General features: G+C 56.0%; 20 protein-coding genes and 1 tRNA gene. 11 read left to right on the forward strand and 10 right to left on the reverse strand.

Features of this window, described 5'->3' with window-relative positions:
* Positions 1 to 80 precede the first annotated feature (80 nt).
* Genes NB231_RS11250 through NB231_RS11260 form a run of 3 tightly spaced genes read right to left on the reverse strand, consistent with a single transcriptional unit; the run spans position 81 to position 4834 of the window.
* Positions 81 to 1622 (reverse strand): R3H domain-containing nucleic acid-binding protein, encoded by a 1542-nt coding sequence (locus tag NB231_RS11250; protein WP_005002844.1) that lies wholly within the window; start codon positions 1620 to 1622, stop codon positions 81 to 83.
* Between the two features lie 57 nt (positions 1623 to 1679).
* A complete protein-coding gene (locus NB231_RS11255) occupies positions 1680 to 3065 on the reverse strand; it encodes an alpha,alpha-trehalose-phosphate synthase (UDP-forming) (protein ID WP_156776989.1) in 1386 nt (461 codons plus the stop codon).
* Entirely contained in the window at positions 3062 to 4834 is a 1773-nt protein-coding gene (locus NB231_RS11260) for a glycoside hydrolase family 15 protein (RefSeq protein ID WP_005002850.1), read from the reverse strand. The genes NB231_RS11255 and NB231_RS11260 overlap by 4 nt, the downstream gene beginning before the upstream one ends.
* A 573-nt stretch (positions 4835 to 5407) precedes the next feature.
* Between NB231_RS11260 and NB231_RS20335 the strand changes: the two genes are divergently transcribed.
* Complete coding sequence (locus tag NB231_RS20335; RefSeq protein WP_198007290.1) at positions 5408 to 5710, forward strand: PilZ domain-containing protein; 303 nt, start codon at positions 5408 to 5410, stop codon at positions 5708 to 5710.
* A gap of 67 nt (positions 5711 to 5777) precedes the next feature.
* Here NB231_RS20335 and crp read toward each other — a convergent pair whose 3' ends face one another.
* The gene (crp, locus tag NB231_RS11270; RefSeq protein ID WP_005002853.1) at positions 5778 to 6416 is read right to left on the reverse strand and encodes a cAMP-activated global transcriptional regulator CRP; all 639 of its coding nucleotides are present in this window, start codon (positions 6414 to 6416) and stop codon (positions 5778 to 5780) included.
* A 604-nt stretch (positions 6417 to 7020) separates the two neighbouring features.
* Here crp and speD point away from each other — a divergent pair.
* On the forward strand, positions 7021 to 7842 hold the full coding sequence (speD, locus tag NB231_RS11275) for an adenosylmethionine decarboxylase (protein ID WP_040663853.1): 822 nt from the start codon (positions 7021 to 7023) through the stop codon (positions 7840 to 7842).
* A 5-nt stretch (positions 7843 to 7847) separates the two neighbouring features.
* Here speD and coq7 read toward each other — a convergent pair whose 3' ends face one another.
* Entirely contained in the window at positions 7848 to 8492 is a 645-nt protein-coding gene (gene coq7, locus NB231_RS11280; protein ID WP_005002856.1) for a 2-polyprenyl-3-methyl-6-methoxy-1,4-benzoquinone monooxygenase, read from the reverse strand.
* A 309-nt stretch (positions 8493 to 8801) separates the two neighbouring features.
* Here coq7 and rplM point away from each other — a divergent pair, with 309 nt between their 5' ends.
* The 3 genes from rplM to NB231_RS11295 all read left to right on the forward strand — a co-directional run bounded on the left by rplM (position 8802) and on the right by NB231_RS11295 (position 9774).
* Complete coding sequence (rplM, locus tag NB231_RS11285; RefSeq protein WP_005002859.1) at positions 8802 to 9230, forward strand: 50S ribosomal protein L13; 429 nt, start codon at positions 8802 to 8804, stop codon at positions 9228 to 9230.
* A gap of 55 nt (positions 9231 to 9285) precedes the next feature.
* Positions 9286 to 9678, forward strand: a complete 393-nt coding sequence (gene rpsI, locus NB231_RS11290; protein ID WP_005002865.1) for a 30S ribosomal protein S9 — start codon at positions 9286 to 9288, stop codon at positions 9676 to 9678.
* Between the two features lie 22 nt (positions 9679 to 9700).
* Positions 9701 to 9774 (forward strand) — tRNA-Gln (locus NB231_RS11295).
* A 222-nt stretch (positions 9775 to 9996) separates the two neighbouring features.
* Here the strand turns inward: NB231_RS11295 and NB231_RS11300 are convergent.
* The gene (locus NB231_RS11300) at positions 9997 to 10278 is read right to left on the reverse strand and encodes a site-specific integrase (RefSeq protein ID WP_005002868.1); all 282 of its coding nucleotides are present in this window, start codon (positions 10276 to 10278) and stop codon (positions 9997 to 9999) included.
* A 391-nt stretch (positions 10279 to 10669) separates the two neighbouring features.
* Positions 10670 to 10906, reverse strand: coding sequence for a MerR family transcriptional regulator (locus NB231_RS11305; protein ID WP_040662249.1), 237 nt, complete (start codon positions 10904 to 10906; stop codon positions 10670 to 10672).
* Positions 10907 to 10999: 93 nt separating this feature from the next.
* Here NB231_RS11305 and NB231_RS20340 point away from each other — a divergent pair, with 93 nt between their 5' ends.
* The 6 genes from NB231_RS20340 to NB231_RS11340 all read left to right on the forward strand — a co-directional run bounded on the left by NB231_RS20340 (position 11000) and on the right by NB231_RS11340 (position 16994).
* Positions 11000 to 11275 carry a helix-turn-helix domain-containing protein gene (locus NB231_RS20340; RefSeq protein ID WP_005002872.1) on the forward strand — a complete coding sequence of 92 codons (276 nt, stop codon included), beginning with the start codon at positions 11000 to 11002 and terminating at the stop codon, positions 11273 to 11275.
* Between the two features lie 122 nt (positions 11276 to 11397).
* Positions 11398 to 12717, forward strand: coding sequence for an IS701 family transposase (locus tag NB231_RS11315; protein ID WP_005001493.1), 1320 nt, complete (start codon positions 11398 to 11400; stop codon positions 12715 to 12717).
* A 553-nt stretch (positions 12718 to 13270) separates the two neighbouring features.
* Positions 13271 to 13831 (forward strand): DUF2726 domain-containing protein, encoded by a 561-nt coding sequence (locus NB231_RS11325; RefSeq protein ID WP_005002874.1) that lies wholly within the window; start codon positions 13271 to 13273, stop codon positions 13829 to 13831.
* Between the two features lie 350 nt (positions 13832 to 14181).
* The gene (locus NB231_RS17835; protein WP_084766315.1) at positions 14182 to 15873 is read left to right on the forward strand and encodes an AIPR family protein; all 1692 of its coding nucleotides are present in this window, start codon (positions 14182 to 14184) and stop codon (positions 15871 to 15873) included.
* 422 nt (positions 15874 to 16295) lie between these two features.
* Positions 16296 to 16481, forward strand: a complete 186-nt coding sequence (locus NB231_RS19690) for a hypothetical protein (protein ID WP_232210457.1) — start codon at positions 16296 to 16298, stop codon at positions 16479 to 16481.
* 18 nt (positions 16482 to 16499) lie between these two features.
* Positions 16500 to 16994, forward strand: coding sequence for a hypothetical protein (locus tag NB231_RS11340; protein WP_005002877.1), 495 nt, complete (start codon positions 16500 to 16502; stop codon positions 16992 to 16994).
* Positions 16995 to 17074: 80 nt separating this feature from the next.
* Here the strand turns inward: NB231_RS11340 and ppk1 are convergent, their stop codons facing one another.
* The 3 genes from ppk1 to ppx all read right to left on the reverse strand — a co-directional run bounded on the left by ppk1 (position 17075) and on the right by ppx (position 23037).
* Positions 17075 to 19438 (reverse strand): polyphosphate kinase 1, encoded by a 2364-nt coding sequence (gene ppk1, locus NB231_RS11345; protein WP_005002878.1) that lies wholly within the window; start codon positions 19436 to 19438, stop codon positions 17075 to 17077.
* 209 nt (positions 19439 to 19647) lie between these two features.
* Complete coding sequence (locus NB231_RS16960; RefSeq protein ID WP_156776990.1) at positions 19648 to 21243, reverse strand: CYTH and CHAD domain-containing protein; 1596 nt, start codon at positions 21241 to 21243, stop codon at positions 19648 to 19650.
* A gap of 249 nt (positions 21244 to 21492) precedes the next feature.
* Complete coding sequence (ppx, locus tag NB231_RS11355; protein ID WP_005002883.1) at positions 21493 to 23037, reverse strand: exopolyphosphatase; 1545 nt, start codon at positions 23035 to 23037, stop codon at positions 21493 to 21495.
* Positions 23038 to 23063 lie beyond the last annotated feature (26 nt).

Below are 23063 nucleotides of genomic sequence, written 5' to 3' on the forward strand. Positions count from 1 at the left end.
TCGAGCCATGTCAGCTATTGGCATGGTGTCACGGCAGGCATGTTGTCACAGCAGGATATAGAAGAGACTTCTCTATTGCCTTACTTCTCGTATGAATCTTCTTCTGAGCCAGGATGGAGGACAAGACGGCGTTGCGGATCGCTGCCGGCGCTCTCGGCGAGCAAACGATGACGCATGGCGATTCGATGCTGCATTCTGCGTATCGGAGCCGATCGAGGGGTGAGTTCTACGGCGATGCCTTGGGCTAGTACGCGTTGAGCGGCCTGTTCAGCCTCCCGAGCGGCTTCATCTACAGTCTCCTCTTCCAGGCCAGGCACGACATTGAATAGATCGCGTAGCAGTCGGCGAATTTGTGCGGTGCTGTTGCGTTTAACCTGGTGCAATGGGATTGAGGTGGCCGCAAGCAGTCTACGCAGCCGCGGATCGGCTGCACGGGCGCGAAGGGCGAGTGCCAAGTCGGCCTGTTCGGCCCGCGGTACCGTCCTTGCGTTCAGCCGCAGGTCGCGAATCACTTTCTCCACCGAATCGCGGCTGATGGCGTACGCATAGATGCGTACGAGGCGTTCGCCGCTGCGCTGCAGCGTTGCTAGAGGCCGAGGGTGCTCTGGTGGCTGCGATTGTGGCGGTGGTCGCTGGGTTTCGCTGGAGACATTTCCTCCGCCTCGTGATTGGCCGTTTGCAGGCAGACCACTCAGAATAGCGTCTACGGCTCGACCGGCATCACGGTGGATGAGGAGGCGTTCGCGATCGACGATTTCGACGACTGCATCGAATGTGGGTGGTCCGCAGCGTTCCGAGACGGTCTTCTGCGTGCCTCGAGCACGCGCCTCTTCATCGCTCAGGGTGACTGTCTGTACCCCGCCGACCAGATCGGCCAGCGTCGGGTTGAGCACAAGATTCTCCAGCGTCGTGCCGTGGGCGGTTCCGATAAGCTGTACGCCGCGCTCGGCGATGGTCCGTGCCGCGGCGGCCTCGGCGCTCGTGCCAATTTCATCGACTATGATGACCTCCGGCATATGGTTCTCAACCGCCTCGATCATCACCCTATGCTGCCGGTCAGGATGGGCTACTTGCATACGTCGGGCGCACCCGATGCCGGGGTGAGGGATGTCACCGTCGCCCGCGATCTCATTCGAGGTATCGATTACGATCACGCGACGGGCACATTCATCGGCGAGTACGCGTGCAATTTCCCGTAGGCGGGTGGTTTTACCGATCCCCGGCGGGCCAAGCAGAAGCAGGCTGCCGCCTTGTGCAATCAGGTCGTGAATGGCGTCGATGGTTCCGAACACCGCTCGCCCTACTCGCAGCGTCAACCCCACCACCGTGCCGGTGCGGTTGCGAATAGCGGCTACCCGATGCAGGGTGCCTTCGATGCCGGCTCGGTTGTCCGCCGTAAATGGACCTACGGTGCTTGTGATCCGCTCCAAATCGAGACGCGTGACAGGCGTGCCGGCGAGATCGAGCGCACCCTGAATGAGCCGGGCCTGAGGGCGGCGCCCCAGATCAAGGACGATCTCCAGCAGCTCGGAACTGGGCAAAGCGGTGATCGCCGATTGAAGGGGTTGAGGAAGAATGCGCAGCAGCCGTTCGAGATCGTCGGTTTCTGTAAAGACGGTCACGGTCGTGTCCGAGATCAGTGTAGTACAGCCCCTATATTGAGCTTGCCGGCTGTGCTGTCAATTGTCACCCGCTTTGAATGCAGTCAGATCATTCAGGAAACGCCGCTGCCAGGCGTATAAATCATTGCGGCGTATGATCTCTAGCATTCGGGTATGGCGCCGCCGGCGCTCGATCAGCGGCATGGCGAGCGCCTGGTCGATTCCGCTCGCGATTGCGTCGACATCGTATGGGGCCACCTGGACCGCATCTTTGAGCTCACGGGCGGCGCCAGCCAATTCCGAGAGCACCAACACCCCTGGGTCGGCTGAATCCTGTGCCGCGACGAACTCCTTGGCTACCAAATTCATGCCGTCGCACAGCGGGGTAACCAAGCCCACCCGCGCGGCTCGATAAAGGCCGGCCAGCGCGGTTCGGTCGAAGGTGCGGTTGAGGTAGTGGACCGGTACCCAGTCGAGCTCGGCATATTCGCCGTTGATATGGCCGGCCATTTCTTCCAGATTGCGACGCAACTCATCGTATTCCGAGATGCCCGTGCGCGAGGGGCTCGCGATCTGCATGAACACAGTTTGGCCGCGGCGATGAGGATAATCCGCCAGCAGCGCGTCGTAGGCACGGAAGCGCTGCGGTAAGCCCTTGGAATAGTCGAGACGATCCACGCCTATGACCAGATCGCGCTTGCCAAGGCCGACGATCAGGCGTTTGACTCGCGGCAGTTCCAGCGCCTGGTGGGCCGTGGTCATGATCGCGTCTACATCGATACTGACCGGGTAGACACCGGTGCGCAGGGTATGCTCGCCCAAACGCAACTGGCCATCCGTTACGCAACGCACGTCCAAGGCCTCGGCTACCGACTCCGTGAACGCGCGCCGGTCGATAGCGGTCTGGAAGCCGAGCAGATCATACGCGCAAAGATCGCTTAGCAGCCGGCGGTAGTCCGGTATGGCGCGCATCAGGCCATAGCTCGGGAACGGTGTGTGCAAAAAGAAACCGAGTTGCTGTTGGGCGCCCCTATCGCGAAGCTCACGGCCCAAAGGGATGAGGTGGTAGTCGTGCACCCAAACAAGCTCATGGCCGAGCAGTAACGGCTGCAAGGCGTCGGCGAACAGCCGGTTGACGCGATAATAGGCCTCAGCGAAGCTGCGCCGATAGTCCATTGCGCCCAGGTTGAAATGAAATACCGGCCATAATACTTCGTTGGCATAGCCAAGATAGTAATGATCGAAGTCGTTGCGGGTCAGCGGAACGGAGGCCAGCTCGATTCCTTGGGCATGCTCGATCCGGGCTTGGGTAATCGTCTTTCGGCTGATCCTGCCGTTCCAGCCGAACCACAGTGCGGTGCCTTCGTTGAGGGCGCCCAAGAGGGCGACGGCGAGGCCCCCGGCCTGAGGGCGGCCGCTGCGCAGCTCCGGGAGTCGATTCGAGACGACCACCAATGATCTCAAAAGGCCTCCTGCCAATCCCGGCTCAACAGCAAGGCCGAATTGATTAACCCCACCATACTATAGGCTTGCGGGAAGTTGCCCCATAGCTCGCCGGTGTTGATGTCCAAATCCTCGGAGAGTAGTCCGAGGTGGGTGCGATGAGTGAGCATGTTTTCGAACAGCTGTCGGGCCTCGTCGCGCCGATTTATGGCATGCAACGCATCGATATACCAGAAGGTGCAGATGTTGAACGCCGTTGTCGGCAGACCGAAATCATCGGCGCTGTTATAGCGAAAAATATGATCTCCCCGCCGTAGGCTTCGTTCGATGGCGTGTACCGTTCCGAGGAAGCGGGGGTCATCGGCGGCCAGAAAATCCAGATCGTGGAGCAATAACAGGCTGGCATCCATGTTCTCGCCGCCGAAGCTATCGACGAACGTGCCTCTGTCATCATCCCAGGCCTCGCGACAGATCCGAGCATGCATGCAATCGGCTTGCTCCCGCCAGCGCGCTGCGTCGGCTTCAAGACCAAGACGAGTGGCGATACGCGATAAGCGGTCACAGGCGGCCCAGCACATCACGGCCGAATAGGTGTGCACCCGTTTGTAGCCGCGGTATTCCCAAATGCCGGCATCCGGCTGATCGTAGAGCGCGGCCGCCTGCGTGCCGAGGATTTCGAGTCGATGAAACAGGGCTTCATCTCCCGGGCGTTCCAAGCGTTCATCAAAAAACGCCTGTGTGGCTGCAAGGACGACGGCGCCGTAGACATCGTGCTGCGCTTGAGTATAAGCGGCATTGCCAAGGCGTACCGGCCCCATCCGGCGGTATCCCGTCAGGGTGTCCACCGGTTTCTCCTCGATCCGGGTCTCGCCGCCGATGCCGTAAAGCGGTTGTAGCTGGTGCTGAGCAGACCCAACGACCAGATTGATGATGTAGTAAAGAAACCCTTCCATGGTTCGCGTCGCGCCGAGGCGATTCAAGGCATGCACCATGAAATAGGCATCCCGTAACCAGCAATAGCGGTAATCCCAGTTGCGCTCGCTATCGGCGGCTTCGGGGATGGACATCGTGATCGCTGCAATCACGGCGCCGGTGTCCTCGTAGGTGCACAGCTTGAGGGTGATCGCTGAGCGGATCACCTCTTGCTGCCAGTCGAAGGGGATGGCCAGCGAGCGTGCCCAATCCTGCCAATACTCGCGCGTGAGATCTAGGAAGCGGCGGCCCATTTCGGTGAGAGACTCTTTGATGCTCTCATCCGGACCGATGATAAACGTGGTGCCCGCCTCCAATACCATGGGCTGCTCTTGGAGGACATGTGTCAGTGGTGCATCGGTGCTGACCCGAATGATCCAATCGGAGCTTACGAAACGTATATGGTTGCTGCCGTGGTTGATCTCCGGTGTTTCGCTACCATAAGCGGCGGTTGGACGAATTCGGACCCGGACTACGGGGGTTCCACGCAGGATCTCCAGCCGGCGGATGATCATGGCGGGGCGGAAATAGCGACCGAATTGCCGGAAACGTGGGCAGAAATCGGTAATGCGTACGCTTCCGCCATGCCGGTCAACAAGCTCTGTACAGAGCACGGCGGTGTTGCGTTCATAGTACTGGCGTGCTGTTACCAGATCCTGCAGTTCGATTGCGAAGTAGCCGCGATCCGTTTCATCGATTAGGCGCGAGAATATGGGATCGCTGTCGAGACGGGGTAAACACGCCCAGACGATCCGGCCGGTACCGTCGATCAAAGCGGCGAGTTGGCAATTGCCGATCACGCCGAGGTTCAAATCCATGGGTTCGCTTCGAGACGCTGTCCCATCAGAAGTCATTAGAGGCTGGCCCACCATTCGCTTACCTCGTGTCTTTGTTTTTGAATCGCCACGCCGGTTTGGACTGGTTGGCTGGTTCGCTTTTTACTCGCAGCCCAGACCAAATTGGCACTGGTCTGGTTCGTGGCTCGGCAATCCTTGGCCGGCCTGCTACGCACCGCCTTGCTTGGCCAACGATTGTCCGGCGTGTCGTAGCTAGCCGCAGAAGTAACGCCGCGTTGTCGTTAGCGTTTCGCGACGGCATAATAAAACATTGTGCACTCGAGGTAAGCGGCCAGGCTGTGATGCACTGTCTAATATTATATATAAGGACGGAATAAGCCGGATACTTACCTGTATGCCCTTGGCCGGGAGGAAGGAACTTCCCTCAGCGTATCGCGGGACTCGCTAGAGATCCTGGGCTCGCTCCGTTCACTTCAGGGCTGTTGCCCAATGGGCGATTGGTATTTGGCCTATTTTGCGAAAACGGAGAAGCTCGCGGGCAGCAGGGCTATAGTGCCTGAGGGCAGGAGACGAACGGCGAAGAGGCACGAGATCATGGCGTATCATCAACCCCGTAATCGCCGCAGATCAGAGCGCTATCCAGCAGAGCTCCTCGTCTGCATCTATCATCGCGGAGAACGCGTTGGCGAGTACTGGACCCGTGACGTCAGTCAGGGGGGTATTGGGCTGTGCCCAGGCAAGATCATGTTCTGGCGCGGAACTCGACTTGAGGTGCAGCTATTCTCCTCCAGCCGAGGCCGAGCAATTGCGCGCCGCGTCCCAGCTATTGTGCGCCATTGCACGAGCCGTGGTATGGGGCTGAAGTTTCGGGCCGGAGAGCTATTGGCGTTGCCCTAATGTGCGCGACGCTCTGGGGCAAGAGGTACAGCGTATAGAGCATATAACAATCATGCGCCATGAAATGCTAGCGAGTGTTGAATATTACCATAGTCTTGCCGCTGACCGAGATCAGACCCTGTTCTTCAAGGTCCTTCAATACACGACCCACCATTTCCCGGGAACAACCTACAATGCGGCCGAGTTCTTGGCGGGTGATGCGTATTTGCATTCCATCAGGATGGGTCATGGCATCCGGTTCTTTGGCCAGATCAAGCAATGTTCGGGCTATGCGCCCGGTCACGTCAAGGAAGGCCAAGTCGCGGACTTTAGCGCTTGTTTTACGGAGTCGATCCGCCATCTGGCCCGTTAGGTGGAAGAGAATGTCGGGGTCGGTGTTGGCGACTTGACGGAAACGCGTGTAGCTGATTTGGGCGAGTTCGCAGTGAGTGCGGGTCCGGATCCAGGCGCTGCGCGTGGCGGTTTTGCCAAAAAGCCCCATTTCACCGAAGAAATCACCGGCATTGAGATACGCCAATACCAACTCATGGCCGCTATCGTCGTCCATCAGGACGCTGACGGAGCCTTCAATAATATAGTAAAGAGCATCTGATTGATCGCCGGCGTAGATGACAACGGTTTTTGGGGGGTAACGCCACCTGTGGCAGTGGCGGAGCAGATTATCGATGGTTGGTTTGTGCAAGATGTCCCTGGCGGCTTGTACCATGCCTTACCCCTATTCCCGGTCGCGGTTATGCTTATTGGTAGTATACGTGCCGCTTACTGGCAAGCCGGTTCATGAGTGATAATATAATAGCTTACCAGATCGCATATTTTGTGCTATGGTGCTCGGTTTACTAAATTTGCCTGTTTTAAGTCTGGCTTGATTCAGGAAAACTATTCAGCTTTTCAATTCTATATAACTGCGTGAGACGGGCACGGGCGACCGCTCTAAGAGGCGGCTTTCGGCAAGCATAGATCGTGCGGCCGATTATGAATCAACTGAACTATTATTCCACTGTACCATTTTGCAAGTTTCGGGGTGTGGTCTGGCGCATTCCATGGCCGAAGTTTGTGGTGAAAAGCGAACGAGTATCGGTCCAATCCAGGTGCTCATGGAGACGAACCGACACTTAGTTGTCAGTTACTGAGCGGTTGGCGGCAGGGAAGTGGCTGCGGCCTATGATCCGCGGGTGAACGTTTTCGCCGCCGTGCTGGGCAAGACCATCTTTGTGTGGTCTCGAACTCGGATTGGTACACGGGCAATGAATCCGAGCGGCGCGAGGATAAAATTTCCACTCAAACTTCTCCACCTACTGGAGGGCGGAACGGTGGCGCAGCAAGTTAAGGTGAAGCTCTATGGATTCAATAATCTCACCAAGTCATTGAGCTTCAATATCTATGATATCTGCTACGCCAACACATCGGAACAGCGACAAGCCTACATCGAGTATATTGATGAGGTCTACAATGCCGAACGGCTCACCCAGATTCTAAGCGGTGTTGCCGATATCATGGGTGCGAATATTCTTAACATCGCTCGGCAGGATTACGAGCCGCAGGGGGCGAGTGTCACACTCCTGATCGCCGAAGAGGAAAGCGGCGAGGCCGAGGGCACCTACGTGAGCGCCCCCGCATCACCCGGTCCATTGCCGGATACGGTGCTTGCCCATTTAGATAAAAGCCACATTACCGTACACACGTACCCAGAGAGCCATCCCTTCCACGGGGTGAGCACTTTTCGGGTCGATATCGATATTTCGACCTGTGGGCTTATCTCGCCTCTGAAGGCGCTTAATTATCTGATCCACTCGTTCGACTCGGACATCGTCACGATGGACTACCGGATCCGCGGTTTCACGCGCGATGTGGAGGGGCGTAAGCATTTCATCGACCATGAGATCAATTCGATTCAAAATTATCTGGCCGAAGATACGTTGAAGCGTTACCACACCATCGATGTCAATGTTTTTCAGGAGAATATCTTCCACACCAAGATGATTCTCAAGGATTGGGATATCAATGATTACCTCTTCGGCGAATCAGCGACGGATCTGGCCCCGGCGGAGCGGGCACGCATACGTCACCAGTTGCGCCGGGAGATGATGGAGATCTTCGCCGGTCGCAACCTGTCGCCCGGACAGGAAGTTTAGGTGTCTCAGATCCAGTAGGTGGTTCCGGTCATGGCTCGGGCGGACAGCCGCATCAATTGGCGCACAGGTCTCGGTATTCGAGCGGCCCCCGCCGCGGTGGCTGAGCTGGCGTGCCCGTCTTCCTCAAGTCTCATTTGCTCGACGATGGCACGGCTGGGTCGATCCTGCCGGGGTAGGCGTTGCAAATGCCTGCTCAGATGTTGGACTACCTGCTCCTCCGTTTGGGCAAGAAACCCAAGACTCCAGCGATCGCCTGCCGCGCCGGCGAGGGCGCCGATGCCAAGCGAGCCGATATAAAATAATGGGTTGAGATAGCTGGTATGGCTGCCGAGTCGCATCAAGCGCTCCTCGCACCAAGCTAGGTGATCATTCTCCTCCGCTGCCGCACGTGCCAGTGTTTGGCGGAGAGCGGGGTTGCGCGTCGTGATTGCTTGGGCTTGATACAGTGCCTGAGCGCAGATTTCGCCACAGTGATTCACTCGCATCAGTCGCGCCGCTTTCCTGCGCTCTTGTCTGTCGAGTTCCGGCTCGGGTAGTTCATTGGCCGGGCTCGGCCGGCCGGTACCGCGTGGGCGCCCGTAAAGCGTCTGTACCCCGGCGTCAAACTGCGCGATGACGCGATCAACCAAACTGTACCGCCGACCGACCATACCTGGCTCACTAAAATGTTGTTAGTTTGATCATTGTAACCGGTGGCGCGATATCGATGCAGGGGCCGTTGTTCTCGCTGCGGTGATGCCCCACACGCCACGATAGTTAACCTCCCGTCACGTTCAAAAACGCCGCCCGGGTGGTGAATATGCACCATATACCTCATTTTAAGTATACTATGCGGCAAGTGCCCAGTTTGCGGTTAGGGCGATGAGTTATTGAGTTCAGCTTGTATAGCTACCTGCCCTTGTATAGAATTCCTTCCCCATTACGCTACCAAAGCCACGCTTGTGGAGACAGCGGCATTTATGAAGACTTTCAGCGCCAAAGCGGCTGACGTGAAACGTGATTGGTACATTGTAGATGCCTCCGGCAAGACCTTAGGGCGCCTCGCAACGCAGCTTGCTTTCCGTTTGAGGGGCAAACACAAGCCGGAATTTACCCCTCACGTGGATACGGGCGACTACATCGTAGTCGTGAATGCGGAAAAGGTCGCCGTGACGGGCCGTAAGGTCTCGGACAAGGTCTACTACCATCATACGGGCTATATCGGTAGCCTGAAGCGCATCACCTTTGGGCAGCTGATCGACAAAGCGCCCGAACGGGTCATACAGACAGCCGTCAAAGGTATGCTGCCGAAGAACCGACTTGGTCGGCAGATGCTGAAAAAGTTGAAGGTCTATGCCGGGCCTGAGCACCGTCATGAGGCCCAGCAGCCCATGCAGCTCGAGCTTTGAGAAGGCGATAGCATGGCCGCGAGCGAGTATATCGAGAATACAACGCGAGAATATGATGGCAGTTGAGCAGTATTACAGCACCGGTCGACGTAAGACTTCCACGGCCCGCGTGTTTCTGCGTCGCGGCAGTGGCGTGATCACGGTCAATGGGCGTTCCCTGGCGGATTATTTTGGTCGCGAAACGGCCCGAATGATCGTTCGTCAACCGCTGGAGCGAACCGAGAGTACTGACCGATTCGACGTATATGTGACGGTCGTCGGCGGCGGGAGTAGTGGGCAGGCTGGAGCGATACGCCACGGTATCACTCGTGCCTTGATTGAATATGATGCCCAGTCCAAGCCCGCTCTGCGCAAGGCTGGCTTCGTTACCCGCGACGCGCGCATGGTCGAGCGGAAGAAGGTCGGGCTGCACAAGGCACGCCGTGCGCCGCAGTTCTCCAAACGCTAAAAGTTACAGTACAGTTCAGTTTTGGGGGATCGTCTAGCGGTAGGACAGCGGACTCTGACTCCGTCAACCGAGGTTCGAATCCTCGTCCCCCAGCCATAAAAAACAAGGGGTTATGGTTAGGCTGCAACCCCTTTTGAATTTCAGCGTCTACAACACATCCACGCTGTACCTCACTGTTCCTCGATCCTTCCCCGAAACTCCAACGGGTTGAGCAGCCGGGCTTCCTCCAGTGCTCGGGCGCCAGGTGCGCATAGCGCATGGTGATGCGGATATCGCTATGGCCGAGAAGCTGCTGCAGGATAAGAATGCTCCCGCCGTTCATGACGAAGTGGCTCGCTCCGGATTATGCCGCAGAACGTGGGCGCATTGGCGGCGAGGTAGCTCGATGCCGGCGCGTTTGACGGCCGTGCGAGCCATATAGCAGGTTCGGAGCAGACGGCCCTGCGGGCGGGTAGGAAGTTCTTCGGCCAGCTCGGGAGTAATGGGGACGGTGTGAACTTTGAAACCCTTGGTCTCGAAGGTGCGGCGCGCACGCCGAAACCCTCGGCCATCAAGGCGCAGGTCTACCTGCCAGCCGGATGAGGTCTTACGGGTCGCCATAGGGCAACAGGTACAGAGTTTTTTCATGACCCCGAACACTTGAGCAAGAGCAAAGGAATTATTCTGAGTTTTCGTAGTCTTATTATTTGTGCGGAACCTCTCTCGGATCGGTGCTCGCAAGGATGCCGCATAAGCTGGACGTGGGGGCAATTAAGGTTATGCAGGATGCACTTGTTGACACGCCAGCACGCCAAAAGGTCCGACGAAACAGGCTCCCTGCTAGCGCGGATAAAGGATGCGTGCAGCTGGTAGGTGAATGCCCGTCCGGGGGAGGGCTCCGCCGCCTTCCCCACATAGCGCCGTAGCGCGAGTGCCTGAGCGACCACCGCTTGCGGATCGCGCTCGCGCGTACCCCGGTAAATGCAGAGCTCCTTCCACAAACCCGAGCCTTTCACAGGTGCTTGATCACCGTACGGGCGTTGTAGCCGTAGCGGGCGTAGAGGTTGATCATGTTGCCGAACGCCATGGCAAGGTTGGCTAGTCGGTGGCGTCCGATTTTGACGCTCGGTATATGGCCCTTCTCGACCATCCCGCGCACGACGCCTTCGTTCAGGCCGGAGAGCTCCGCGAACCGCTCTCTTGTCACCAGCGGCCACATAATCACTTGCCCTGTCGGTCGGTCGTCCATATGCTCGAAGTCCACTTTGTTACAGTTTGTTGCACTGAGGTAGTCATAAATGACTAGATACCTTCCAGTGTAGTCATATATGACTATATGTCAATGCACATAGGCGAAAAGATCAGGGAGATACGGGAAGCGGAAGGACTATCAAGAGCGAGCTTTGCAGAACGCATAGGTATCCCAAAGGACACCGTGATGCGTATCGAGCAAGGCAGGAACGATCCGAGGGCAACGATACTAATCGCTGTGACCAGGCAGTGGCCTAAATATGCCTATTGGCTCATGACAGGTTTGAGCCAGCCAGAGGCCGGACACATCAGTCCGGCAATAGAACGGGCGCGCAAGGACTCGCCAGGGGCGGAAAAGGCTTCCTAATCGCCGAGCGGGTGCTGGCCCGCTGGTTCAGACAAGAAGACGAACAACGAGAACTAGTACTACAGTTGTAAATAAATACGCTATACTTCGTTATCAGATAGTTGAACGAAGTGGCGGTAGAGATGAACCATTTCCTGACGCTGGAGGGTTTGCGTGAGCAGGCGGGCGCTTGGGAAGCGGAGCTGGGTAGCTGGGTAGGGCAACTGGGTGGCCATGTCAAGCGTGCCGAAGCCCGTGAGCGGGTGGGGGCCTACCTGCGGGGGCTGCTGGGCGAGGTTGAGCGTCGTAATAGCTGGCAGTTATCCGAATACCAGGGTGAAGCCCATCCGTATGGATTTCAGCACTTGCTCAACCGTGCCCGCTGGGACGAGCAAGGCGTGCGCGATGCCGTGCGGCAGCGTGTCTACGAGGTCCTGAAGGATGCCGCCGGGGTGCTGGTGGTGGATGAGACGGGGTTTATAAAAAAGGGCATACACTCGGCGGGAGTGAAACGCCAGTACAGCGGTACGGCGGGTCGGATCGAGAACGCTCAGATCGGTGTATTTCTCGGTTATGCCAGTTGTTGGGGCCAGGGGCTACTGGATCGTGCGCTGTTTGTGCCGCGGGAGTGGTCGGAGGATCGTGCGCGTTGCCGCCGGGCGGGTATACCGGACGAGGTGGTTCATCAGCCCAAGACGGAATTGGCCCGGCAGATGTTGGTGCGTGCCTTGGACAGCGGGGTAAGCGCCCGTTGGGTCACAGCCGATGCGCTCTACGGCGATGATTTTCGACTGCGCTGGATGCTGGAGGAGCGCGGCCAAGGGTATGTGCTGGCCGTCAGCCGCAAAGCCTATGTTTGGCAGGGCTGTAAACAACGCAAAGTGGGGGAGCTGTTGGAGGCCTTGAGGGGCGATGCGCAGGCGCGCTGGTCACGGCTCAGTGCCGGGGCCGGTAGTCAGGGTCCCCGGGAGTACGACTGGACCTGCTTAGCGGTCAACCCGCCGCCGTTCGAAGGCTGGCAGCGGGCGGTACTGGTCCGCCGCAGCTTGGACTCCGAGCAGGAGATGCAGGCGTTTTTCATTTTTGCTCCGAACGGAACGGAGCTGGCGGATTTGGCCTTGGCGGCCGGAGCACGGTGGAACATCGAGCGCTGTTTTCAGGAGAGCAAGTCACAGCTGGGACTGGATCAGTACGAGGTGCGCACCTGGACGGGCTGGCACCGGCATATCACTTTGGTGATGGCGGCTTATGCTCTGCTGGTCACGCTGCGGCGGCACCAGTTGAAAAAAAACCTGCTGCTCAGCCTGGGCGGCCAATGCCCGTGGCCCTCTCTGTGGCCGAGCTGCGACGGTGGCTGTGTCTCACTCCCATCGCCTGGCGACGCGGAGGGCCTGAACAGGCGTTACAGTGGTGCCGCTGGCGTTGGCTACACCAACGCCTCGCTCAGTTCTACCACTGGGTGAGACGGCAGCGAATCGCGGGGATCATCGTCGAGATGTCCGTCGATTATTATTTGCAACTGTAGTACTAGATCAAAGATACTAGCCTAAGCTACCACCACAGTAACGGACCGAAGCCAGAGAGGGGGAATGCTTCCGGTCCAGCCATATACCAGCGCCGGACATTCAGGAGAGGTGAGTTCGCTACTCAACAGGGAAGATGCGTTATGAGGATATGGATCGTCATGAGCGCAGTGCTACTAGTAAGCCTACTGATCGTACCAATTGCTCAGGCAGAGCAAAAAAGAACGCCGGCAGAGGGAAGCGCATTTCTAGAAATTAGACCCACAATAAGGGGAGGAATAAAGAAGGTCCTAAGTACAACGGTTGGTGATGTGGTTCAGGTCTTCACCGAAAATGACCATGAAGTCGTTGGCTGGAAAGAGGTGCATATACCAGGGAAGCCCTTCAAAGAGTGTCTTGGGCCGGATAAGAACTTGAATGAGGAAGTTCTACGTTGCCGAAATGGTTACACTCGGCGCGTGCCTGTATACAGCCAATAACCGAGGACGCCAGCATGGAAAGCATCGGATATTTCATGGTTTTGGCTCTCATGGCTGGAGCTGTTTCCGCCCTTGTTGTCAGGACTAAGCAAAGTCGGCGCCAAGAGGAAAAGGTTGGCAATATTCGTTCACCAGCCAAATTTCGAGCGAAACGCCCACTCTCAGACCCTGAGCAAGTACTCTTTGGTCGTCTCAAAACTGCCTTGCCGGATCATGTAATACTATCGCAGGTTTCCTTCAGTCAGTTCCTGTTCACTAAAGGTGGCGACAGAAAGCAAAATTTTGCACGTTTTGCTGAGGTTCGTCAAAAAGTCGCTGATTTCTTAGTGTGCGATCCGAGCTTCCGGATCGTGAGCGTCATCGAGTTAGACGACCGATCCCACAGACAGGAAAAAGACGAGAGAAGGGACGCGATCCTAAAAGAAGCTGGCTTGAAGATCGTACGATGGAAGACTTCCAACATTCCAAACGCAGAGACGATCCGCCGAGAGATTCTAGGGAAGTCTCCCATGAATAAAAAGGAATGTACCGATGATGCGCCAGCCATGGGGTACGACACGCCAGCTCAAGAATAGGGGCAAACTCTCAGTGTGCTCAACCGTGTATAAAGCGGAAGTCACACGATTACACGGTGTTAAGATATAAGTTAAGTTAACGTTCTGTATTTATGAAGAAAAATGGAGTGTGCCGAAGATAACACAGCGGAGTCATACCTATCCGCTTAGCTCCACAAGAACACTGGGCCTGAAGAGCGGATGCGAAGCACATCAATCACTTAGGCCAAATATCCATTTGGAACTGCGACACGACCGATTAACGCGTTAGGAGCTAGAGGGATAGGTATGCAGCGGAGTTATAAGAAAGTGATGCCAATTCAATATCGGCGATTTCCAGCTAATCGATGCTATAAGAATTAGGAACATAGATGAGCATTTTGCACGTTACACAAATCTCAAAAAAAATTACTGGGCTGTTTCAAAATCACCTTGATCTGGCAGACATAGGTGAAAGTGATGCTCAGAAGGAAATTAAGATATTGACTCGATGCTTAGCTGCTTATGCAGTTTATTTCAGCACTGGATGCTCCGACTCTGAGGCTGCTAGCTCAGTTGTTGATGGTGGTGATGATAATGGTATTGACGCAATTTATTACTCACCATCTTTAAAACAAATGACGATCGTTCAATCAAAATGGAAGCAGTCGGGCACCGGAGAGCCTGAAAGTGGGGAAATTGGCAAATTTTGCCAAGGTATAAAAGACCTATTTAATTTGAATTTCGATCGATTTAATTCGAAGGTTGCAAAAAAACAAACACAAATTGAACAAGCTATAGGTGAATTTGATACTCGCTATGAATTAGTTTTAATAGATACTGGAAATCAAGGTTTAGCTAGCCACTCTCAACGCCGCATAGATGATCTTCTAGCTGAAATGAACGATGCCGGAGAAGATACTCAGGATCAACTGGTTAGCTTTGTTCGTTTAAATCAATCAAAAATACATTCTTCTCTAGCGGCCAGTGCAGGTGCAGCTCCCATTGATCTGGAAATTGGATTGTCCCAGTGGGGCAGGAAAACAGGGCCTTACATAGCTTATTTCGGAATGATATCGGCAGAAGAAATATCCGCTTGGTGGGAAACTTATGGTCGCAAGTTATTCGACAAAAATATTCGTCAAGTATTGGGCGCTACTGAAGTCAATGAGGAAATGAAGGAAACATTAACAAATTCCCCAGAGAACTTTTGGTACTTCAATAATGGAATAACTATAGTTTGTGACCGAGTAGAGAAATCTATGGTGGGGGGTTCTAGTAGGGAATATAAATCATTCAAGCTCTATGGTGCGCAGGTGGTAAACGGCGCGCAAACAGTTAGCACCATTGGAAAATTTAGCTCAACCGATAAGAGTAAGCTTGAATCTGTATTGGTTGGCGCAAGGGTTATCTCATTAGAGAATGCGGGAAACGATTTCGGGTCTGATGTTACACGGGCCAACAATCGACAGAATAGAATTGAAAATAGAGATTTTGTTTCACAAGACCTTGAGCAAATTCGGATTCGTACGGAGTTGTTGATCGATGGCATCGAATACAATCTAGTCCGCTCTGATTCATTTTCATCAACGCAAAGCTCTTTTGATCTGTCTGAAGCCACTGCCGCGTTGGCATGTGCATCTGGGAAAACCAATCTAACAGTTCAAGCTAAAAGAGAAATCGGTAAATATTTTGAGAACCTTTACGGAGGAATATATAAGGAAATATTCAATCCGTCCATATCTGGAAATTATGTGTGGAATTGCGTTCAGGCCACTCGTAGTGTCGAGAAAATTCTCTCAAAAAAGATTTCTGAACTTCCGAAAAGGAGCGGACGAAAGTATGGTCTGCTTATTCACGGAAATAGGATAATAACAATGCTGTCATTAAAGCAGCTTGGGTTGCAAGCAAAGGCTATGAAGCCTGGCTTTACAATAGACGAGAATGAGCTAAATGCCGAGGTGACTAAGATTATATCTATGTTGCAGATACAATTGGATAGATATTATTCAGATGCAATGATGGGGACGCTGTTCAAAAATCAAACCAAATGTCGTGGCTTGGTGGAAAACATCGTATCATAATGCCGTCAATTCGGACGCATTTTCCAGTGGCTTATTGACTTCTTCGTGTCCACTAGGCGTCCACATCGACAGAGCTTAGAGTGGGGCGATGTGGCCTCGTGAAGCCACAAGTAGCTGACTTAATGGATAAAGTGGCTTAGTGTGTTGCTTTGGAACGGACTCTGACTCCGTCAACCGAGGTTCGAATCCTAGTTACCCAGCCAACATAGCCAAAAGTGTGGCCGCTTCTGCAGCTTTTTTGCCGCTGTATCGTTTAGCGCCAGCTCTGCGCGCTCAGGTAGGTGCACGTCGGTTACGTGGACATAGCGAAACACCCGAACGAGAGAAGTGAACTCCGGATTTTGGACAATGGGATAAGTGCCATCCCGGCTATGTCGTTTCCGCTGGCTAGCTGATCCGTGGTACAAAGCAACCCAGCATCGATGTCGCAGATCAGCGTGCGCGAGCCGGATAAGGGCATCTGCCGAGAACTTCGAGTCGTGGTGGGTCGAGGCGAGCAGTTGCGGCGCCCGCGTCGTGCAGGTAAATGCTTCTCGGTGATCAATCATCACTGGTCGCAAAGCCCGTCGGCTAGGGGCGGTGTCGCCCGCCTGGACTTAAAATTTTAAATAACTCGAGGAGCAGTCATGGTTTTTCCAAGATTTTCGAAGCGAACCGTAATTTCCGCGATCCTTCTCACGGCGCTGGCTTTACCAGCGAGCATTTTGGCAGGTCAAGATAGACCCTTGAAGATACGCCTGGAGGTTCACGAGCAGGTGGGATTTACACCTGATTGTCCGTCTCAATTCGGTGGCACCACGACCGGAACGGGCAAAGGCACGCATCTTGGTAAACTTTCATTCAATGCGACTGATTGCATTACGCCGGTGGAGGATCATTTCACCTTTGCCGGTGAATTCACAATTGTTGCCGCTAATGGCGACCAACTTGTTGGCAACTACGGCGGCTCGTTTATCCCGATTAATACCGGACCTGTGTATAGTCTATCGGATGCAACGTTCGAGATAACGGGAGGAACAGGGCGCTTTACCCAGGCGACAGGGAGCGGAGAGCTGCGGGGAACGCAAAGTACGAAGACAGGTAAAGGAACCTTTAAAGCGGATGGGACAATTTCCTATTGATGCATTAAAGAAATAATTTCATATACGATCTAATCTGCCGTGACTCCGAACACTCGGATAACGAGCGGGCGTTGTTCGGGCTACGACGCCGGCAGGCGCACATTGCGTCGTCCCATGATTCTCGGTTTGCGCCGTTTCAGGCGCTTGGCTTCCTTATGGCGACGCAGCGCCGCGGCAATGAGCTGTTCCTGGCAGCCCTCGCCGTTCTCGTCGCTTGGACGACGCTGGACGTAGGTGCCGTCGGAGCGCATGTCCCAGGCACTGCGTTGGTCGTTGAGATGGAGGTCGATGATCTGGCGCAGCTCCGCCTGCAGCGGTGTATCCTCCACGGGCACTAACACCTCCACCCGATGCTCGAGATTGCGCATCATGGAATCGGCGGAGCCGATGTAGTACTCCTCGTCTCCGCCGTTGTGGAAATAGTAAATACGGCTGTGCTCGAGGAATCGGCCGACCATGCTGATGATGCGAACGTTTTCGGACACGCCGGGTATCCCCGGGCGCAGGCGGCAAGTGTCTCTTATCAGGAGGTCCACGCGTACCCCCGCCTGTGAGGCGAGGTAGAGCTCGCGAGTAATATCGGGATCCTCCAGGGCATTCATTTTCATCTGAATGAGGCCAGGTTGGGCGGCACTGTGCAGTGCGATCTCACGGCGTATCTTCGCGATCAGCGATCGCTTCAAGAGCTTCGGCGCCGGTAGAATCTTCCGGTAGTTTCGCTTCGGCGTGTAGCCGGTAGTCAGGTAATTGAACAGCTCGATCAGATCCCGGCCAATGTCCTCATTACAGGTGAAAAGCCCCAAATCGTCGTAGAGCCGAGCCGTGCCGGCATGATAATTCCCTGTTCCTATGTGAGTATAGAGGCGCAGTCCGTTGTAATCGCGCCGCACGACCAGCACGAGCTTGCAATGCGTTTTAAGACCGACCACACCATAAGTAACGTGGATGCCGGCCTCTTCCATCCGGCTCGCCCAGCGGATATTGGCCGTTTCATCGAAACTGGCTTTGAGCTCGACCACTACCGCCACCTGCTTGCCGTTCTGGGCGGCTTCGATGAGGTAATCGACGATCCTGGTTTCACCCGACGTGCGGTAAAGCGTCATTTTGACAGCGCGCACTTTGGGGTCGTTACTCGCCTCAAGCAAAAACCGCTCTACCGAGCTCGAAAACGATTCGTAGGGATGCTGCACGAGAATGGGGCCGTGGTCGCGGATCGCATAAAAAATATTCGGTGAATCCAGCTTCGGGTGATCTACCGGATAATGGGGTAGATAGTGCAGTTCTTGATCCGGTAACAAGGCTATCTGCCAGAGATCGCGCTTTGCCAGCATGCCGTCGTCGGTGTAGAAGACATCTCTCTGCTCGTCGAGTCCGAAGTTTGCCGCGATCATGCCGCGGCGAAACGGATCCATATTGCGTTCCACCTTGATGCGCACAATGGGGGCGAAGCGCCGTTCGCGCACCTCGGACTCGATCATGGCGAGAAGATCGTCTGCACTCTCCTCGTCGTGATCGGTATTTGCATTGCGCGTGACGTGAAACAGCTCGCAGGCTCGCACGTCCATGTTCGGGAACAGCAAGTCCAGGTTATGCGACATGATCTGTTCGAGAGCGACAAAGCGTTTTGAGTCACCGACGGGTAGAAACCGCGGTATGTCCGCACCGAGCGGTACCTTCACCCGCGCGCGAACCTCCTCGTCGTCATCGGCGGTATAGGCGAGGCTCACGAGTAGATTCAGCGACAGAGTCGAGATGAACGGAAACGGATGCGCGGAGTCGACCGCTTGCGGCGTTACCAACGGGAAAATGTTTTCAATATAATGCGCGCGCATCTGCGCCTGCTCATCCTTCGCCAGCGCGTCGTACGAGAGAATGGCGATTCCGTGCTTTTCCAGCTCCGCGAGGAGATTGGGAAGGAGGGCTTCGGTTTCCTCCTCGATCTCGCGAACCACCGCGTAGCACTCTTCGATCTGCTGTTGCGGCGAGCGACCGTCGACGGTGAGCTCACACACGCCGGCCCCCACCTGTTGCTTCAATCCGCCGATGCGCTTCATGAAGAACTCGTCTAAATTGGCGGCGGCAATAGCTAGGAATTTGAGGCGCTCCAGCAAGGGCGTGCGCTCGTCGCCCGCCTCGTGCAATACTCGGCGATTGAACGCCAGCCAGGTAAGTTCGCGGTTGAGATAATATTCGGGTGAGCCGAGATCGGTTCCGGTGGATTCGTCGGTGGTCGTTTGCGGCCTGCGTTTCTCCGCGGACACTTTGCGTGATCGGCCTGCTTGCGGTGCTTGCCCTGGTGAGCTTGGCGCCGACTCCGCCACCTCGCTCGGACCCGCCGTAGGTTCGCTCGCCTGAGTAGCTGCCATTGTATCGGCGGTCGGTCTAGTATCTTCGACCAGGCTCAGCGGGGTGTGCTGATCCTTATTTGACCGCTTGGTGGCCATGTTGCCTCCTCGCCTATGAGGGCGCAGCGTCATGTCGGAGATGGAGCCGGTGACTTTACGTGCTCCCCATTATAGGGGGGCGACAGCGGCTTTAGCGGTGTTTCGCCCAGGGCCGCCCGCGTCGTTTCTTTGACACCGCTTTTGAGAGCTTGGCTGACATCCTAACATTTGAGCCTTGGGATACCAGCGGCTGGCGGACGCTTTCGCGATCAGTTCGCTGCCACCGTTTTGAACGTTTGTCGGAAGCGTTTCCGATTGCGCGGTTTATTGAAACGCGCGAAGCATTTGGCGAACCGTCGGCGTTCCCTGTGTTGCCTCCAAATGAGCTCCCCTAAGAGTTGTCCCATGGCGAGTAGACAATCCACTGTGGCGAATTTTGCCTGCTCCATCTCGTGAGCGATTCGCCGCAGGGCTGCCTCCTGAGTCACGAGATCGTTGAAATCCCCTAGGTTTTTCTGTAGGCGTTTAAGTGCTTTGATCAGTGGGTCGATGTCGTTGGAATCGTAGAGGCTGTAAAAGAGTTCTAGGAGATAACGCAGTTTTTTGCACTCGATGCGTAGTTTGTGCAATACGTCGGCAGAGCTATCCGGCCCAATGGCGTTGGCGCGTTTCTCAACTCTGCGGTAAGCCTGCCAGATACGTTTCGATGCCACGTCCATGACCGGTTGCCGGGCGATTCGTTCGATCAACAGTTCCGGCTGTGAACCATCGAGGTGGGCGCGCCATGTGTCCACCAACGCATGGTAGCGTTTCGAGCGTAGGGCCGCCGTCAAGCGACGACGCGCGGTGGAGCGATGGCGGCGCAGATATTGGCCAAGCGGGGCCAGATCCTTACTTGCCGCCTCGGGGAGGCTGGCACGGTAATTGTTCATGCGCAGGAGGTGAACATCCAGATCCCGCACCGGACCGGTAACCGAGCCGAGCCATTTGAACTCTTCTCTGAAATGATCTTTGGATTGCGGTTCGAATACTTTGCCGATCAATGCCAGGATCGAGCGTGTGCGGCGACCGGCCACCCGAAAGTCATGCAAAAATTCCATGTCCAGATCACGGCGAACGCCGGCTTCATTAACCAGTAGGGTGTCGAGCAAGGTCCGGCAGATGGCGAGCGCTGCCTCACCAGCGGTCATGGTCGGCTCGAGGCCTATTTCGGGTTTGGAACGGTAGGAGCTGGGTTCGTGCCCGATGATCTCGAGCGCCTCTTGGAAGGTCTCATGCGTAGCTGGGTCAAGCCCGAGATCATATTCGAGATAACGTGTGATCCGGCGCAGCGTGGCAGGATGGTCGCCGCAGGTCGCGGCTACCTGCAGCTTCGGATCGAGCGCTTTCGATTGATCGTTATTGGCCTCGGGATCCGTCACGTGTGTTTGTATGAGTTGCACGCACGCCATGACCTTATTCTCGTCGCCTATTTCGACACGGTTGGTTTTCGTCTCGATCTCGACGCGGGGCAAGAGACGGCGCACGGCGATAATTGGGGCGATCTGATCGTGAATACGACCAGCGGGCAGATCCCCGGCAAAGCGGGGCGCAGTGGAGCGCGGCAGTGGCTCGTATATGCAAGCGTCGTTCGTTTCGAGCCTGAGCGCGCGGTTTTCGTCGGCCGTATGCAACGCTAGCCGCATTCCCCGTTTGAACAGTCGCCAATCGAAGGTGTCGAGATAGACGAAGTGGTCATCCGAGGCTTGCTCGAGGCGGCTCGGAAACATCGACGCCAACGCGTTGAGCACATGCTCTCCTTCGGCTTGGGGCGCCAAGTTATAGCCGATGGGGCCGTGCGTGCTGTTAGGTGATCGTATTGCCAATGTCAATCCACTCGCACGGGGAACACGCCAAATTATTATTATGCAGCCGCGGCAGGTCTTTAAGTGCCCGCTGCCTTACTTACTCAGAGCCATGCCCGTGCCGGATGCAGGTGGCGACTCTCTCTGCAATCTAAAGCTTTATATTCTAATGAGTTGCGGGCGCGATTATTTTGGTGCGGAGAAGGTGTCGGCGGGAAATGCCAGCAACACGAGAAAATGCTCAGTCGATGTTGTCGGTTAGGTGCGTCTTTAGGCGATTTTGAGTGCCATTCCGGCCGCCTGGAGGTAAGTGTCCTCACGGGCAAGATCAGCTTCTGTTAGGGGGTGCCCGGCCAGCCAACCGCTGGGGAAAGAGAGGGAGAGCGTGTTAGGGCTGGCTGCCACCTCTAAACCGGCCAGGTCCATATCGTATCGACCCCGATGCAGGACAACGGCGAGGCGTAGCAGCACGGCCAGTCGATACAGGTGAGTGTGCCGGCCGCGCGGTAGGGTATCGAAGACCTGGGTGGCGAATTTGCGACGGTGCACGCGCACGAGCGCCGCGATTTCTGCTTGCTCCTGATTGGAAAACCCCGATAGATCGGCATTTTGCAGGATGTAGGCGCCGTGCTTGTGGTGCTGGCTGTGTGCGATATCCAAGCCGATCTCATGCAGCCGCGCGGCCCATTGTAGAAGCTGGGCGTGGCGCTTGCCGTTCAGATCCCAGGAGTCAGTGACCCGATCGAGGAGAAAGCCCGCTGTTTCGGCGACCCGCCGTGCTTGTTCCTGATCCACTCGGTAGCGTTGGCACAAATCATCGATGGTCGCGCCGCGAACATCCTTGTAATCCAACCGGCCGATGAGATCGTATAAGAGCCCTTCGCGTAACGCGCCGTCCGCGCAGGTCATGCGACGCAGCTTTAGACTCTCGAACACAGCCACGAGAATAGCGACGCCGCCGGCGAATACAGGAGCGCGCTCGGGCTGCAAGCCGCGCAATTTCAACTTATCGGCTCGTCCCGTCTCGATCAGGGCATCGCGCAGCTTACCGAGTCCCTTGACCGTGATCCCTTTCTGGCTCCAACCTTCATTTTGTATGACCTGCCAGACGTTTTGGATGGTGCCGGAAGAACCGATGACGGTATTCCAGCCGATGCGGCGATAGGGTTCTTCGATGTATTCGAGCTCTTGTCTGGCCGCGAGCACCGCCCGGCGCATGCCCCTCGCGTCGATTGCGCCATCGGCAAAGAACTCTCGACTCATAGCCACGCAGCCCATGTAGAGGCTTTCCATGCTGAGTGGTTCGAACCGTCGGCCGATGATCAGCTCGGTGCTGCCGCCGCCGATGTCGACCACCAGCTTCTTGCCCGGGCTCTGAGCCGTGCTTCGGGCGACGCCCAGATAGATGAGCCGTGCTTCCTCGCGCCCCGCGATGATTTCGATGGGATGACCTAGGGCGGTCTCGGATTCGCTCAGAAAGGTCGTGGCGCGATGCGCGCGGCGGAATGTATTCGTCCCGACCGCACGCACGTTATGGGACGGCACGTCGCGTAGCCGTTGCCCGAAGCGCTCCAGCGCGCCGAGCGCGCGCTCACGAGCCGCTTGGTCGAGCTCGTTGTGCTCGTTCAACCCGGCGGCGAGGCGCACGGGCTCGCGCATTCGGTCGATCATGGTGAGCTGGTTGCCCACGACCCGCGCCACCTTCATGTGAAAGCTGTTGGAGCCGAGGTCGACCGCTGCGATCACCTTGGTGGCATCGTCACTGACCGGGCCTCCAGGCCCGGCGGTTTCAAGGCGGTCCGTCTCGGCAACCATAAATGCTTGCAATAACCAAGATCCTG

Origin of the sequence: Nitrococcus mobilis Nb-231, assembly GCF_000153205.1 — a bacterium.
Taxonomy (GTDB): domain Bacteria; phylum Pseudomonadota; class Gammaproteobacteria; order Nitrococcales; family Nitrococcaceae; genus Nitrococcus; species Nitrococcus mobilis.